The 15214-nt window shown below is 37.4% G+C and carries 11 protein-coding genes; 3 read left to right on the top strand and 8 right to left on the bottom strand.

The genetic code is table 11. The features are described from left to right. Nucleotides 1–399: 399 nt before the first annotated feature. From PYV58_RS08960 to PYV58_RS08945, 4 genes are read right to left on the bottom strand one after another with little or no spacing between them, the layout of a single operon-like run. A complete protein-coding gene (locus PYV58_RS08960) occupies nt 400–1431 on the bottom strand; it encodes an alpha/beta hydrolase (protein WP_004719563.1) in 1032 nt (343 codons plus the stop codon). Continuing rightward, complete coding sequence (locus PYV58_RS08955; protein ID WP_034618267.1) at nt 1431–2579, bottom strand: YdcF family protein; 1149 nt, start codon at nt 2577–2579, stop codon at nt 1431–1433. The genes PYV58_RS08960 and PYV58_RS08955 overlap by 1 nt, the downstream gene beginning before the upstream one ends. A 13-nt stretch (nt 2580–2592) precedes the next feature. After that, nucleotides 2593–3621 carry a UDP-N-acetylmuramate dehydrogenase gene (gene murB / locus PYV58_RS08950; RefSeq protein WP_004822259.1) on the bottom strand — a complete coding sequence of 343 codons (1029 nt, stop codon included), beginning with the start codon at nt 3619–3621 and terminating at the stop codon, nt 2593–2595. A gap of 40 nt (nt 3622–3661) precedes the next feature. Continuing rightward, on the bottom strand, nt 3662–4165 hold the full coding sequence (locus PYV58_RS08945; protein ID WP_034618265.1) for a low molecular weight protein-tyrosine-phosphatase: 504 nt from the start codon (nt 4163–4165) through the stop codon (nt 3662–3664). 120 nt (nt 4166–4285) lie between these two features. Between PYV58_RS08945 and PYV58_RS08940 the strand changes: the two genes are divergently transcribed. The 3 genes from PYV58_RS08940 (at nt 4286) to PYV58_RS08930 (ending at nt 7534) form a co-directional block, all read left to right on the top strand. Continuing rightward, nucleotides 4286–5440, top strand: coding sequence for an iron-containing alcohol dehydrogenase (locus PYV58_RS08940; RefSeq protein ID WP_034618263.1), 1155 nt, complete (start codon nt 4286–4288; stop codon nt 5438–5440). Between the two features lie 629 nt (nt 5441–6069). After that, nucleotides 6070–6876, top strand: a complete 807-nt coding sequence (locus PYV58_RS08935) for an OmpW family outer membrane protein (RefSeq protein ID WP_004822265.1) — start codon at nt 6070–6072, stop codon at nt 6874–6876. 226 nt (nt 6877–7102) lie between these two features. Continuing rightward, nucleotides 7103–7534: a thioesterase family protein gene (locus tag PYV58_RS08930; RefSeq protein WP_034618262.1), complete on the top strand. Its 432-nt coding sequence runs from the start codon at nt 7103–7105 to the stop codon at nt 7532–7534. A 348-nt stretch (nt 7535–7882) separates the two neighbouring features. On the opposite strand, the gene PYV58_RS08925 is transcribed toward PYV58_RS08930, so the two are convergent. From PYV58_RS08925 to dnaX, 4 genes are all read right to left on the bottom strand, one after another. After that, on the bottom strand, nt 7883–8602 hold the full coding sequence (locus PYV58_RS08925) for an MgtC/SapB family protein (RefSeq protein ID WP_004719550.1): 720 nt from the start codon (nt 8600–8602) through the stop codon (nt 7883–7885). 12 nt (nt 8603–8614) lie between these two features. Then, nucleotides 8615–11362 (bottom strand): magnesium-translocating P-type ATPase, encoded by a 2748-nt coding sequence (gene mgtA / locus PYV58_RS08920; RefSeq protein ID WP_034618335.1) that lies wholly within the window; start codon nt 11360–11362, stop codon nt 8615–8617. Between the two features lie 34 nt (nt 11363–11396). Then, entirely contained in the window at nt 11397–12134 is a 738-nt protein-coding gene (locus PYV58_RS08915) for a hypothetical protein (RefSeq protein WP_034618334.1), read from the bottom strand. An 836-nt stretch (nt 12135–12970) separates the two neighbouring features. Then, nucleotides 12971–15190, bottom strand: a complete 2220-nt coding sequence (dnaX, locus tag PYV58_RS08910) for a DNA polymerase III subunit gamma/tau (RefSeq protein WP_034615185.1) — start codon at nt 15188–15190, stop codon at nt 12971–12973. Between the last annotated feature and the right edge of the window lie 24 nt (nt 15191–15214).

Here is a 15214-nt window from a genome sequence, read left to right as displayed (position 1 = left end):
TGACTTAAGGTCACAATTCTGGCTCATCAATGTACTGACAAATTCTCTCAAATAAACTTCGAGTAATTTAAACCAATCAATCAATGATAATATTTCGATCAATCAATCAGTAAAAATCCACACAAGTTGTTCTTCATATTCTCTTAATGATTAATTTATCACTTCGTCAGTGATAAATAAGACGCAATAAACATTTAACAACCTAACCCTCTAAGCTAAGTTCGTTTGCTGTATCGCGTCGGGATGCTGCGTATTCTATACAGATTTTAAGCCAGCGCAAGCCCTATTTTCAACAAAATGCATCGTGTGATTATTTTTTAATCTAAATATTCAAAAAACCGCATAATTCACCTATTTTTTAGGCATTTTTGAGAAATTCAGCTTAAAAGCAACCTATATCTATTCAAAATAATCACCAGAAGATTGCGCATGTAGAAACGCAGGAATTAATCCTGTTAATGCTGCACGTATATCAGCACGTTCATTAATCAATTGATGCGAGCCTTCTTCAAGAATCAATAAGGTCTGTAATCTAAATTGTCGACGTACAAAATCAATATTATATTTCCAGTCTACAGTTTGGTCTTGTGCACCTTGTGCCAACCAAACCGGAATGCGGCACTTTGGATAGGCTTCCATTTCCAGCATCCACTTTGACATTGCCAAAATCCAATCCATTCCCATCATTCGAGGTTGTAACGGGTCTTTAAGGCGTACAAATCTTAAAAACTCAGGATTGTGATTATTTCTTTTAAAGTGCCGAGGGACTTCTCTTTTAATTCTGCGAATAATTCCTAGACCAATAGAATTATGCCACCACGCTGTTTTTGCAGGTCGGACCAATGGTGAAAGCAGTAACACCCGATCCACAATTGGATTTTCACGTTTTTGTGCATACTCAAGTAAATGATGCATCCAAATTGCACCACCTGTACTTTGCCCTACTCCCAACCACGGCTTAGGAAGCTGCTCTGCATTTTTTACATATTGATAGACCGCATGTAACACTTGTTGGTAATGGTCAAAATTTTGAATATTTGCAGGCGAACCATTACTCAGTCCATGCCCAGGCAAATCATAAGTAATCACACTAAACCCTTGTTCAAGGATTTCTTTCACAATCGGTTGGTAAATACCACTATGTTCTAAGTAGCCATGCAACAAACACACAGTGCCTTTTATTTTATCTATATTGGGTTTAAATACTTGCACATGGAGTTTAAACAACGGCATATCAATAAAACCTTGCCATTGCACACAGTCCAGTTGATCAAAACCATAAAGACGTTGATAAGATTTTATTTCTTTATTTGGAATATATTCACGATTTAAGTTTAAGGCTTCTAATAGTTGTGGTGTTGTATCTCGACTTGGTATAGGTAAGTCAAGTTGCTTTAGAATTGTTGGATTTAAAAATGGAATATCTGCCATTAAGGCACCTCTCTACAGCCACTCGAACCAAACAACATATCTCGGATTGTTGCTAAAGTTTCATAATTGGCTCTACGACTATGATCATAATTTTGTTTGCTAGGCTGCCATGCTGTTAATTGAGTTGGCATGGGTGCATTGACAGGAATTGTTTCGATCCCATTTAATGCAAATAAACGACGTGTTCTTGGCATATGGTAACGATCGGTAATTAATAAAACTGTAGGTGCACCACCTTTCTTCTGTAAAAGCAATGAGCTGAAGCGTGTATTTTCACAAGTGTTCATGCTTCTATTTTCTAATAGTTTTGCTTGTACACCGCGCTCAGATAACCATTTTTGCATATAGGGTGCTTCTACACCACTCAGCACAATAGGAAGTTTAACTTTCTCTTCTAAGGCTAAGGTTGTTTCAAGTCTTAGTTTGGTATAGTCATTCACAATAATGTCTTTTTGATTTTTATCTAAAGTTAAACCACCGCCCAAGACTACAATTGCATAAGGTTGACTGATTGGCTTCGGTTGTTCACTGGTTTTGGTAGGCAAACTTTCAAGATCTTCTTGTACTTGTGAACTTGACAATTCATTTGCCAATGTGTGTGAATTTTCTTGAAGTAATTTTTCATCAATTTTATGTTTTTTTAAGAATGTTAAATATTCATCCATTAAAGCCCTATTGTCTTCACTATTTAAATCCAATAAGTTTTTAACCACATCGTTCGATTGATTCTCAACAACCTCTGATGCAGCATGTTCAGACACCAATGGAATTACTGGTTTGTTTTGTTCTTCATCATCATTTTTTTGATCTTCAGCAATTTTTTCTTGCAAGGCTTTATATCGTAACTGGAGTAGCATTAAATCCTGAGCATTTTTACTCTTAATGGCTTCATCCATCAGCTTAAGATAGGCTTGTCGAGCAATCCATAAATCAGAACCAGGTTCTAAGTTTTCAGCCTCCGAAAGAGCAGCGTTTTGCTGGCTCTTTGCTGCCACCTGATTGACTTCAACTGGAACAATGCTATTCAGGATTTTAACCATCATTGTCGAATAAAATGGCGTGTACCAAAAAACGACCAAACAGCCGAATAATACAAATAATATGGCAATTATTCGTAGAAATCTGACCATCCAATGCGGTTTGACCATATATTTACTCAATTTAATGGTTTTCGATTAAGCCTAGTTCATTATAAAGCACAGGTTCAGGCTCTAAGTGCACACCAAACTTCTCAAAAACATCTTTTTGTACTGCCTGATATGTTGCGCGTACATCTGTCAATGTTGCATCGGCATAATTCACCAATACCAAAGCTTGTTTATGAAACATTCCCACTTGATTAAGCTGTTTACCTTTCCAACCTGATTGATCAATCAACCAACCCGCTGCAATTTTAACGTGATTCCCTGCTTGAGGATAATGTGGAATATTAGGGAATTTTGCAATTAATTGTGAAAACTCTTGTTGCTTAATAATCGGATTTTTAAAGAAACTTCCCACGTTTGGATATTCTTTTGGGTCTGGGAGTTTACTTTGACGAATATGAATCACTTGCTTTTGTAAGTTTTCAGCACTCATATCATCCATCATTGCATCTTTTAAATCCCCATAATTTACTTTTAAATCAGCATGTTTAAGCAATTTAAAAATCACATGGGTAATCACATAACGATCTGGGTCATCTTTAAAAATACTGTGTCGATAAGAAAAATGGCAATCTTGTGCTTGAATAGAAAGTGTCTGTGCTGATTGACGATCGTAGACTTCTACAGATTGAATAAATTCACCGACTTCAACACCATACGCGCCAATATTTTGCACAGGCGATGCGCCGACTAAGCCCGGAATCAAAGCCAAGTTCTGTAAACCATAAAGCTGTTGCGTTGTCGTCCACAATACAAAGTCATGCCAAACTTGCCCTGCACCCACTTTGATTGTTTTACTTTCGGCATCTTCACTTAAAAATTCAATACCTTGTATATCTATAGCAACTACAAGCGCATGAATATGCTCAGGCAGCATCATATTGCTGCCCCCTGAAAGCAGTAAAACGTTTAAATCGTGTGCTTTAGAAAACTGCAACGCTTGTTGAAGATCTACGATAGATTGTATTTTGACATAATGTGATGCAATCGAGTTCAAACTCAATGTATTAAAGGGTTTGAGCTGAACCTGTGATTCAATATTCATAACTTAAATTTATTTCCTAAAAATATTTCAATCACTTGCATTAAAACTGTTGTTGAAACACATGTACCCAAGCCAAACTGCTTGATTCACACTGATCAAGTACACGTTCAAATCCATCAGCTTCACCGTAATAAGGATCTGGAAGCGCCTGTTGTGGATAAACGTGATCATGCTCACTCATTAAAGCAATTTTAGCTTTGATTTGAGCAAGACCAAATTGACTGCTGGCTTGGTTATACACATGCTGTATATCCGCAAAATTCTGATGATCCATGGCAAGAATCAAATCAAACTCTAAAAAGTCTTGTATTTTTAATTGTCTAGCACGTAACCCAGAAAGATCATAGCCTCTTTTTATTGCATGTTTTTGACTGCGACTATCGGGTGATTTATTTGGATGATAATTACTCGTTCCAGCTGAATCCACAACTACATTTAATCGTTTTTCATCACAATAGTGTCGTAAAACCACCTCTGCTGTGGGTGAGCGACAAATATTTCCTAAGCACACACATAAAACTTTGTATGGCATTTTGGATGACATAACAACCTCAAATGATCATTTCTTTTATAAAGTCTTATGTTAAGTTATTTAGCAGGCGAATCCTATAGAACCTTAAAACAATAATGTTTAATTTGTGATGATAGATTAAGGATAATACATATGAGTCATTTTCAATTCCAAACTGTAGCCAATATTATTTCAGGTTTAGGATCAATCCAAGAACTCAGCACAGTATTAGGCAATCAATATCACAAAGCATTAATCGTGACAGATGCAGGCATGATTCAACATGCACTGCATTTGCCGCTATTAAAAATTTTAGCGCAATGCAATTTAGACTATGAAATTTATGCCGATGTACAGGCAGACCCAGCAGAGCAGATTGTTTTATCGGCAGTTCAATTCGCCAAAGACAATCAAGTAGATGTGGTGATTGGCTTTGGTGGTGGTAGCTCTATGGATGTTGCCAAACTCATCGCGATATTGGCAAATCCAAAGCAATCACAAAGTATTCAGGAAATCTATGGGGTCAATAATGTCAAAGGCCCTCGCCTTCCTTTAATTCTTATTCCAACCACCGCTGGCACAGGTTCTGAAGTCACCCCCATTTCAATTGTCACTACAGGTGAAACCACCAAAGCAGGTATCGTTTCTCCCATTTTATATGCCGATGTGGCAATTCTAGATGCAACATTTACCTCAGGCCTACCTGCACATATCACAGCAGCAACAGGCATAGATGCGATGGTGCATGCCATTGAAGCCTATACCTCTAAAATTAAAAAGAATTTTTATGCAGACATGCTTGCTAAACAAGCCCTTAAACTTTTAAATAAAAATTTAAAATTGGTCCTGGCGGATGGTACAAATTTAGCAGCTCGTCAAAATATGCTGGTTGGTTCTATGCTTGCAGGGCAGGCTTTTGCCAACGCTCCTGTAGGTGCCGTACACGCTTTAGCATACCCCTTAGGTGGTCATTTTCATTTATCACATGGACATACTAATGCCTTGGTTTTATTGGAGGTGTTAAAATTCAATGCGCCTCACGCAAAAGCACTTTATGCAGAGTTAATGCAATGGCTTGATCCTTATAGTAAAGGCAGTACAGAAGGCTTATGTGACTTATTTATTGATCATATGCAGAGACACTTAGATCACAGTGGTTTGACTTTGAAATTGCGCGATTTAAATGTACACGAGCAGCAACTGGATAGATTGGCATCCGATGCAATGCTACAAACCCGTCTTTTACAAAATAATCCAAGGCCTCTACTCCACGAAGATGCATTAAAAATTTATCAGGCGATTTATTAAAATTTATCAGCATTAATAGTGCACTGATTTATTGAATGCGCTTTTAAATAGACTTCTTTCATAAGGACTTTTTAAAAGCATAAATCAACATAAAAGCACCCTCATCCTAGCCTTCTTCCAATGGGAAAAGGCACTTTCAATACCAATATGACTCACTCCACATGATCATTTTTTAATTTATGAAAAATCTTGAATAAACATGAAGTACAATTGAGACATACTCGCTGAGTGTTTTATTTAAAAGTATCAAAATATCTATCATATGACCTATAATTTGTGTTTGAAATATGCGGCCTGCATCAGATCAAATCGGCCTAAATTTTGAACAAAATTTATAATCTTGTAAAAATACAGCATTAAAATTAAACTTGATTATTCTCAAAATATGAAAAAAACCATCTTATTGCCTCGTTTTGTTATATTTTTTAATCAATCGAACTTAAAGTTTTTTTAAAGATTTTATTTAAAAATGATTAATTATCAAACCATTAACCCATTAAACGTTTATTTTATGACTAGCTAGTAATTAGTTTTTATTTAATTTTTATTTAATTTTTAAAATAATTACTCTAAAATCGCGACAGATCTTAATCGGAAAATTAAGACAACTAGTATTGGAAAATGATTCTATGAAAAAACTTACATTAGCAATTCTGCCATTAGCAGCATTTGGATTAAGCAACGTTTCTCACGCAGCAACTTCAGATGGTAAAACTTTTGGTGTTTCTGCTGGTTGGTTACATGTTATGCCTCAAAGTAAAGGACAAGGCGTAAATGGTAAAACTGGTAATAGTCCTTATTTAGGTCCATTGGCGAATATACAAGCCAATAACCCAGATGCAGGCTTTGAAGTACAAAATGCGGATACAGCAGGCTTAATGCTTGATTATTTTGTCAATGACAATGTTTCGCTTGAATTAACTTTAGGCGCTCCTCCTGAAATGGAGCTTGCTGGTAAAGGTAGCATTAAAGTTCATGGTGTTACTGTCGTTGATCTAAATAAATTTGATAAAGCTGCAACAACAGATGCTTATACACCAACGCTTTCTGGTCGTTATCACTTTGGTTCAATCAACAACAAGATCCGTCCTTATGTAGGTGCAGGCTTGATGTATGCTCATTTCTCAAATGTTGAGACTGATTCAGCAATCAATGATGCATTAAAAGCCAATCCTTTACTTGGTCGATACAATCCAGAACTAGGTAAAGTTAAAGTTGATGACGCGTTTGCTCCTGTTGCAATCCTTGGCGCAGATTTCAATATCAACAAAAATTGGTATGCAACTGCTTCTGTTTCATATGCGCATTTAACAACAAAAGCAAAATTAAATGTTAATGGTACAACGCCAGCTGGACAAACTACTTTAATTTCAGGCCAAAGCAGCATTGAGATTAAACCAATCGTGACTTATTTAGGTCTTGGTTATCGTTTCTAATCAATTTGGACTGAATCAGTTCTAAATTGCAAAAGCTCATTAGGTTAGACTTAATGAGCTTTTTTATTGCATACACTTGATTATAAATGTTTAACTAAAACACTTGTAAACAAGTGCAAAATTCATCTATAAAGTTACTTGTTTATAAAATCTTGTAAAGCATTGACTTGGTGATTGACCACGAAAAGCGCTGTTAATTTTTTCTCTATTTGAATGAATAATCCAAATGAAACCAGAAATAAAATTACGTACCCAATATCCCTTTATCTTCCCTATCCAAACACGTTGGGCAGACAACGATATTTATGGTCATGTGAATAATGTGACTTATTATAGTTATTTTGACACTGCGGCAAATGCGCTCCTGATCCAAAAAACAGACTTTGATATACACCATTCACCCATCATTGGCTTGGTGGTAAATTCTTCATGTCATTTTCTCGAAGAACTCACCTATCCAGAAATTATTGAGGTTGGGGTCGCCATTGCAAAAATTGGTAATTCATCACTGAGCTATGATCTGGCTATTTTCAAACAAGGTAAAACTCAAGCTTCAGCACAAGGTCAATTTGTACATGTATTTGTCGAACGTGAGACAAAGAAAAGCACCCCGGTTCCACAAAAAATGCGAGATGCTTTGCAAGACTATACAACCTGAGTTCGATATAAGTTTTTGATGAAATATGATACGCGGAAACGTCATCCGCAACTGTCTGAGGCAGGACTTCATTCTTAAAGTATTGTTTCTGCGATTCATTGAATGCGTTTCTGGTCGTCGACGAGTTTTGCGGATGACAATGGTTTTGCCTACTTTTGCCGAAACAAAAGTAGGGCGAGCCGCAGGCTGATCCTGAAATTGAATGACAGTTCAGCAAGACTCCGTCAAGATCATTGCTTTTCAATAAGTTAAAGATATAGTTAAGTCGAACTCACGTTATATAGTTTAAGCCTAAAAAATTGACACTTAAGACTATTTAGCTCCGACACCCTAAAAATAAACATCATTTTAAGCCAAGGTATTTTGATCCCAAAAAGCCTGACTCACTTCAGGCATTTGATTTAACATTTCAATAATCGGCTGAATTTCTTTTTCCTCAACGGAGTTCGCAATCAAAATCGCCTTAATTTCCACATCTTGTTCACCAAACGGTTCTACATCAAAATCTTTAGCAGGAAAATGATAACGCTTTAAAGCTTTATTCAGCTCATCCATGACATATTTACTGTGCTCTTTTTGACAAACCACATAAATTTCATGTTGCATTTCCGAATCAACATTTAAAGGTTTACGGTCGATAATATGCCCAATAGGACGTAATAAAGTATTGGCTGCCAAAATAAATATCGTCGCTAATATTGCTTCCACCAAACGGTCACAACCTGCCGCAGCACCGACAGCAGCAGAACACCACAAGGTTGCAGCAGTATTGAGCCCTTGAATATTCCCTTCTTGGCGCATGATTACCCCTGCGCCAAGAAATCCAATGCCAGAAACCACATAAGCAATCACCCGTACTGAACCATCAGCACCTGTTAAGTTATTAGCAATATCAACAAATATAGCAGCGCCAAGTGCGACTAATACATTGGTTCTTAAACCTGCTGTACGCTGCCTATACTGTCGCTCAAACCCGATCAATCCCCCTAAAATAAAAGCGCCAAGTAAACTAATCAAGGTATCTAGCATATTCGCTAATTCTAGATGTTGCATGAATTGGAGTTGCATTGGAGTTCTCCATTACCACCCGTAACGACGGATGTAAATTTTTTTCATCAGTTGCACAACCAGCATGTAGCCAAGCAAGATGAAAGGTAAAAATAAGAAATAAGTTAATGGTAAAGCTTGTAATTTTAAGTACTCAGCAAAAGGCCCCATTGGTAAGAAAATACCAGCAGCCACAATGACCAAAGTCATGACCATCAAAGGCATTGCCGCACGACTTTGAATAAATGGTATTTTTTCTGTACGAATCATATGCACAATAATCGTTTGTGTTAATAATCCGACGACAAACCAACCGGATTGAAACAAGGTTTGCTGTTCTGGTGAATTTGCATGAAATACAAACCACATCAGAGCAAAGGTCAAAATGTCAAAGATCGAACTGAGTGGCCCAAAGAAAATCATAAAACGTCCAATTTCATTTGGTTTCCAGCTTTGCGGTTTTTCAATCAACTCATCATCAACATTGTCAAATGGAATGGCGATTTGTGATACATCATAAAGTAAGTTCTGTACCAGCAAATGAATCGGTAGCATCGGTAAAAACGGAATAAAAGCACTAGCTACTAATACCGAAAAAACATTACCAAAATTTGAACTTGCCGTCATTTTGATATATTTCAGCATATTGGCAAATGTACGTCGTCCCTCTAGCACGCCTTCTTCAAGCACCATTAAACTTTTTTCAAGTAAAATTAAATCTGCTGATTCTTTGGCAATATCCACTGCGGTATCAACCGAAATTCCAATATCAGCACTGCGTATCGCAGCCGCATCATTGATTCCATCGCCTAGGAATCCAACCACATGTCCATTCTCTTTCAGCTGCATCACTATACGTTCTTTGTGAACTGGGCTTAACTTGGCAAATACCTGTGTATGTTCAACGGCAAATTTTAGTTCTTCATCAGTCATATTCTCAACATGCCCACCTAAAAGAACATGTTCACAGTCCAGACCAAGTTCTTTGCAGACCTTTTGAGTAACAAACTCATTATCACCAGTAAGCACTTTGACATTGACGCCATGCGCTGCCAATTGAGCTAAAGCAGGTGCAGCAGATTTTTTAGGAGGATCCAAGAAAGTCAGATATCCAGTTAAAATCAAATTACTTTCATCTGCGACAGAAAAGTCATCTGATCTACCACTAAAATCTCGATACGCGATGGCAATAACACGTAAACCCTCAAGATTAAATTGACGTATTTTTTCTTGAATCGCCTCAAGATGGGCTGGCGTTAATAACTCAATCTTGTCATTTATCTCTACGTGCGAACAGACTTTCAGCATTTCCTCTGCCGCACCTTTAGTGATAATACGTGCGTTACCCTGTAAGGTTCTGACTACTACTGACATACGTCGACGCACAAAATCAAACGGTACTTCATCAAGTTTTTTAAATTTAAAATTTAGATCCTGTAAGTCTTGTGCTGCATGGTCCAAAATTGCAGCATCCAGTAAATTTTTCAGCCCTCTTTGGTAATAGCTATTTAAGTAGGCCTGTACCAGTACACGTTGTGATGTCTTACCATTTACATCGACATGTTGTGATAAACAAATTTTATCTTCAGTCAAGGTACCTGTTTTATCAGTGCATAAAACATCCATTGCGCCAAAATTTTGAATCGCATCTAAACGTTTAACGATAACTTTTTTACGAGATAAAAATACTGCACCTTTGGCCAATGTTGAGGTCACGATCATCGGTAACATTTCAGGTGTTAAACCCACAGCTACAGATAAAGCAAACAGCAATGCTTCACTCCAATCGCCTTTGGTAAAGCCATTGATAAATAATACAACTGGTGCCATGATCAACATAAATCGAATCAATAGCCAACTGACTTTATTTACCCCCATTTGAAATGAAGTCGTTGCACGATCTGCATGGGATACTCGGTGTGCCAATGCCCCAAAATAGGTTTGTGTTCCAGTATTCACCACCACTGCTTTTGCAGAACCAGACACAATATTGGTTCCCATAAAAACAATATTTTCCAGTTCCAATGCATTTTGCAGGGTGTGATCTTTTTGATCAGCAAACTTTTCTACAGGAATAGATTCACCTGTCATCGACGCTTGTGAAACAAACAGATCTTTTGCAAAGATAATTCGACAATCCGCAGGGATCATATCTCCAGCAGACAATAAAATAATGTCACCAGGAACCAAATCTTGGATCGCAAGTTCAACCTGTTGAGATCCTTGATCTAGGTCATATTGCAAGGTTTCAAGGTCTGGATCATCCCAATCAACTTGACGAATCACAGTAGCCGTATTACTTACCATTGCTTTTAATGCAGCGGCTGCTTTATTTGACTTAAATTCTTGCCAATAGCGCAGTACCGTAGAAAGTACAACCATGGTTGTAATAATGATTGTGCCTTCTATATCGTCGGTAAAGAAAGCCACCAAAGCCAAAATGGTAAGTAAAATATTAAATGGATTACGATAGGCATACCAAAGATGCTTCCACCACGGCAGTGGTTTTTCATGCGCAAGCTCATTTAATCCAAATTGTTCTTGTCGCTGTTCAACCTGCTTTGCTGACAAGCCTTGCTCTGTTGTATTTAAATGATTGAGCAATTGGTCTGAAGCTACATAGGAAGCATTGATCAAACTTTGTGAAAGCTTTTTACTAATTTCACTGGCATAACTGGCTTGATGTAATTCTTTAAATGAACGATGACGTTCAAATAAGTGTTGAATATGATATTTTTTGATGAAATTAGAAAATAAACGTTGCCATAGATTATGAAGCATAATGTTCTCCTTTTTTGGCAATAAAGACTTCTTCCTATTGAACAGGAATTGAATTAGATGATTTTTTTATGAGCTTAAAATTGGTGAGAAACTCAGCTCCCAGCCCAAACCAGCGATCATGATGGTGGTCAAATCGATCTGCATAAGCCACTTGGACCCTGACAAAATCTTGAATCAACTCATAACCAAATGCGGTTTGAAAAAATACAGACTGATGATCTTGATTAAAGATTTCTGCACTGAGCGAAGTTTTAGCATTGATCCAATAATTGCTTGAAATTGCAGCTAAAACATACTGAGTATTGCCCTGATGTTCATAGGAGATGTTGCCATTTAAAAATAACCGATCATCCAGTAATAAATAAGTTACGGGGAGATTCACTTTCCAACTAGAGTGGTCATCACCATACATATTTCGGCTTATTGTTAAGGATGCGGCAGCACCCCAACTATTCGACTCCACTGCTTTCAAATTACGTTTGAATTGACCTGATATCACATCATGACGATTCTTATTTTGAACATGATCATCCAGTTGAAAACTTAATTCCAAATTTTTGGCAATGCCACATACTGGAGAAAAACTGGAATTAACCTCCTGATGTTTATAAAAGTTTATATTACTTTCAAAATGGCAAGTATATAGATCAGCAACACTTGCATCATCTGTAATTAATACAGGATCGGCATATGCTGATTTATGAATAATAAGTAATAAAAAGCAGCCCGTAATCAGTACTGTTTCTATCATACAAAGTTGATTGATTACCATCCGTAATCCTCATTGCTGAGGCGGTATGAATCTAAGTGCGCACAAAAACAAGCCAAAATTGAACTGATTAAAGTCAAAATTGAGCTGTTTCACGTCAAAATGGGGATGTAGTTTAAAATCAGATTATAACTGTCTCATTGCAAGACAGCTTTCCTAAAGGCAGTGCTCTCTTGCTCAGATACGAATAATGGCTGTATATAAACTACAGCGCCTCGATGAACAATTTGCCACTTAGGGTCTCCGCTAATTAAAGTTGCCGCAATTATAACCATAAAAATATTTAAAACAAGTGATTTTCAGCATAACAACGTCTATAAATGCCAGATTGATCATCATAATTGGAATTAAAATTCTTATATAAATTGAGAACCTGATGAGATTTTAAAATGATTTACCTTGGCACAGGTAGAAAAGGATTGTGAATAATGCATAAATTTCGGCAAAATACAGTGGAATAAAAACAAGCCCAATTCCAGTGAAATTGAGCTTGTTTAAAACGTTATTTAATCTAGATGTTTTTTAAAATTAGGGTCTGTTGACAATTCGTCTACATTTGCGACTACGAGTGTTTTTTAGGCGATACTAGGCACGAAATACGAAATTTAGTCATTCTAAATGAGTAGTTCGTAACAACGTAGCGGCAAAAAACACACAAGTCCCCGCTGCGCCTTGCGCTGCAAACAAAGCAGTGCTTTGTTCTTGCTCAGGGTTGTGGCTAAAATTATCTCAGCCTTCGTTATGAAACTCGAAAATAGTCTCGATATTCTCTTCGTTTCCTGCCTTGCCTGCTCAATTTTAGACTACAACGCAAGCCATTTATGAAATGTCTACAGCCCCTAAGCTTTAAGCTGAATATTTTCCAACTTTCCATCCAATGCTTCAATTAAGCTTTTGACTAAAGGCTCTTTTTGAAGCATTTCACTGGCACGATCATAAGCTCGAAGCTTACGCTCGTTTTGCATCATATAAGGTGTAGTCGACTCAACTTCACCATATTGCACCGTAAACAAAGTACTCGGCCACTGCTGTTTTAATTTTGCCTCAAGATCATGTTGTGCTTGGTTCAATAATTTTTCATATTTTTGTGAAATTTGAAAAATAGATTGACCATTCACATCCCCAGTCATTAACCCATGCTGTGCAAGTTCTTGAACAGCTGGAGAAAGTGAGCTATTTCTAAACCAATACTCCCATTTATCAACTGTCCACTCACCTTCTAAGACCTGTAATTTTAAGGCAAGTATCTGTTGCGGCGTTTGTTCCTCAGAACAAGATCCGTGTTCTATTTCAGGGATAATATTAGAAACTTGAGCTGGAGTATCTGTTTGAGAATGAATAGGCTCAACCAAATCAATTTCAACATTTTGATCCTGATTTTCAGGTGCTAAAAAGAATACATCTTGATTTGGACTAGACTGAGGCGTGGTATTTTTCGGTTGACTTAACTCAGCACCAAACAAGGTTAAACTTGGTTCTGCATTTTCTACGTCAATTTTATCTTGAACAGTTGGCTGCTGTGCTTCAATACCTTGATTATTATGAGCCGTTGATTCGACCACAGCACTTTGTTGTACTTCCTCAGCAAAGTCATCTAAATAGTCATCACTGCTCGGTTCATGGTCAACACTTTGCTGTTGAGTTTGCTGATCTTCAACTTGGTCAAAAGCTGGAGCTAAATCACTCACTATACGCTGCGAATTGACCTCAACCTGCGCTTGCTGTGTCTCCGCTAATGGCGCGTCAGTTTCTGGTTGTGAACTCACATTCAAAGTAACATTTTGTTGTTCACTGTTTTTTTCAACAGGCACTTGCTGAGCCTGCTGTTGATGAGCTGGCTCTTGCTGAATCTGTGCTTGTTGCACAAGCCCCGTTTGAACAGATGCTTGATGCGGTTGCTGTGAAATAACAACTTGATCGATATTCTGATTGTTTTGTGGTTGTTGAGCTTGAGAGACTACAATTTCATTGATTTGCATCGGTCTAAATGCCAGTAAACGCAATACTGTCATTTCAAAGCCTTGCTCTTGTGTTACTGCAAGTTGTAGCTCCGCTCGACCTTTACTGGCAATTTGATAATAAAGCTGTAAATCTTGTGCAGAGACAATTTTTGATAACTGCATAATTTTTTGATTAATTTCAGCACTGTATTTTAGACTTAAATCAGGCAAATATTGCAACATTGCCAACTCATGCAAAGTCGAAATAAACTGATCTAAAACCAATGAAACATCTAAAGCCTGTTGCCTAAATTGTAGTAATAATTGGCTGACACGTGCATTTTGGTTTTGATGAATTGCCAAGATCAAATCATAAATGATGGTTCTATCAATCAAACCCAGCATTTCTTTGACATCTTGATGATGAATTGCACCTTGACCATAGGCAATTGCTTGGTCAGTTAAAGACAATGCATCACGTAATGAACCTTGGGCAGATTCAGCAATTTGCCAAATCGCATCTTGCTCTGATGAAATTTCTTCTTTATTTAAAATATCTGTAAGGTGATGGGTAATTTCATCTACAGCCAATGGACGTAATGTAAATTGCAAGCAACGTGAAATCACCGTAATTGGTAATTTTTGTGGATCTGTTGTGGCAAATAAAAATTTTACATGTTCAGGCGGTTCTTCTAATGTTTTCAATAACGCATTAAATGAATGCGTCGAAAGCATATGTACCTCATCGATCAAATATACCTTAAATCGCCCTTGGGTCGGTGCATAAGGCACATTGTCCAGTAACTCGCGTGTATCTTCGACTTTTGTCCGTGATGCCGCATCGATTTCAATAAGGTCAATAAAGCGCCCTTCATTTACCGCCTTACAGGTTGCACAAACTTCACAAGGTGTAGAGGTTACCCCTGTTTCACAATTTAAACATTTCGCTAAAATTCGAGCAATTGTGGTTTTCCCTACCCCACGCGTTCCAGTAAATAAATAGGCATGGTGTAAACGTCCACGATCTAAAGCACTGGTCAGTGCACGTGAAACGTGATTCTGTCCGACCAATTCATTAAAGTTACGTGGGCGATATTTACGTGCAAGTACCTGATACATGGAAGCTCCTAGTTACAGGTCTAA

Source organism: Acinetobacter sp. TAC-1 (assembly GCF_029025845.1).
In the GTDB taxonomy this organism is placed as follows: Bacteria; Pseudomonadota; Gammaproteobacteria; order Pseudomonadales; family Moraxellaceae; genus Acinetobacter; species Acinetobacter guillouiae.
The sequence above is the reverse complement of the archived record's forward strand: the minus strand, read 5'-3'. Positions and strand labels throughout refer to the sequence as shown.

Excerpts from the sequence above, each read along its gene's own strand:
- PYV58_RS08960 (WP_004719563.1), bottom strand. The coding sequence starts at position 1,431 with ATGGCAGATATTCCATTTTTAAATCCAACAATTCTAAAGCAACTTGAC.
- PYV58_RS08955 (WP_034618267.1), bottom strand. The coding sequence starts at position 2,579 with ATGGTCAAACCGCATTGGATGGTCAGATTTCTACGAATAATTGCCATA.
- murB (WP_004822259.1), bottom strand. The coding sequence starts at position 3,621 with ATGAATATTGAATCACAGGTTCAGCTCAAACCCTTTAATACATTGAGT.
- PYV58_RS08945 (WP_034618265.1), bottom strand. The coding sequence starts at position 4,165 with ATGTCATCCAAAATGCCATACAAAGTTTTATGTGTGTGCTTAGGAAAT.
- PYV58_RS08940 (WP_034618263.1), top strand. The coding sequence starts at position 4,286 with ATGAGTCATTTTCAATTCCAAACTGTAGCCAATATTATTTCAGGTTTA.
- PYV58_RS08935 (WP_004822265.1), top strand. The coding sequence starts at position 6,070 with ATGAAAAAACTTACATTAGCAATTCTGCCATTAGCAGCATTTGGATTA.
- PYV58_RS08930 (WP_034618262.1), top strand. The coding sequence starts at position 7,103 with ATGAAACCAGAAATAAAATTACGTACCCAATATCCCTTTATCTTCCCT.
- PYV58_RS08925 (WP_004719550.1), bottom strand. The coding sequence starts at position 8,602 with ATGCAACTCCAATTCATGCAACATCTAGAATTAGCGAATATGCTAGAT.
- mgtA (WP_034618335.1), bottom strand. The coding sequence starts at position 11,362 with ATGCTTCATAATCTATGGCAACGTTTATTTTCTAATTTCATCAAAAAA.
- PYV58_RS08915 (WP_034618334.1), bottom strand. The coding sequence starts at position 12,134 with ATGGTAATCAATCAACTTTGTATGATAGAAACAGTACTGATTACGGGC.
- dnaX (WP_034615185.1), bottom strand. The coding sequence starts at position 15,190 with ATGTATCAGGTACTTGCACGTAAATATCGCCCACGTAACTTTAATGAA.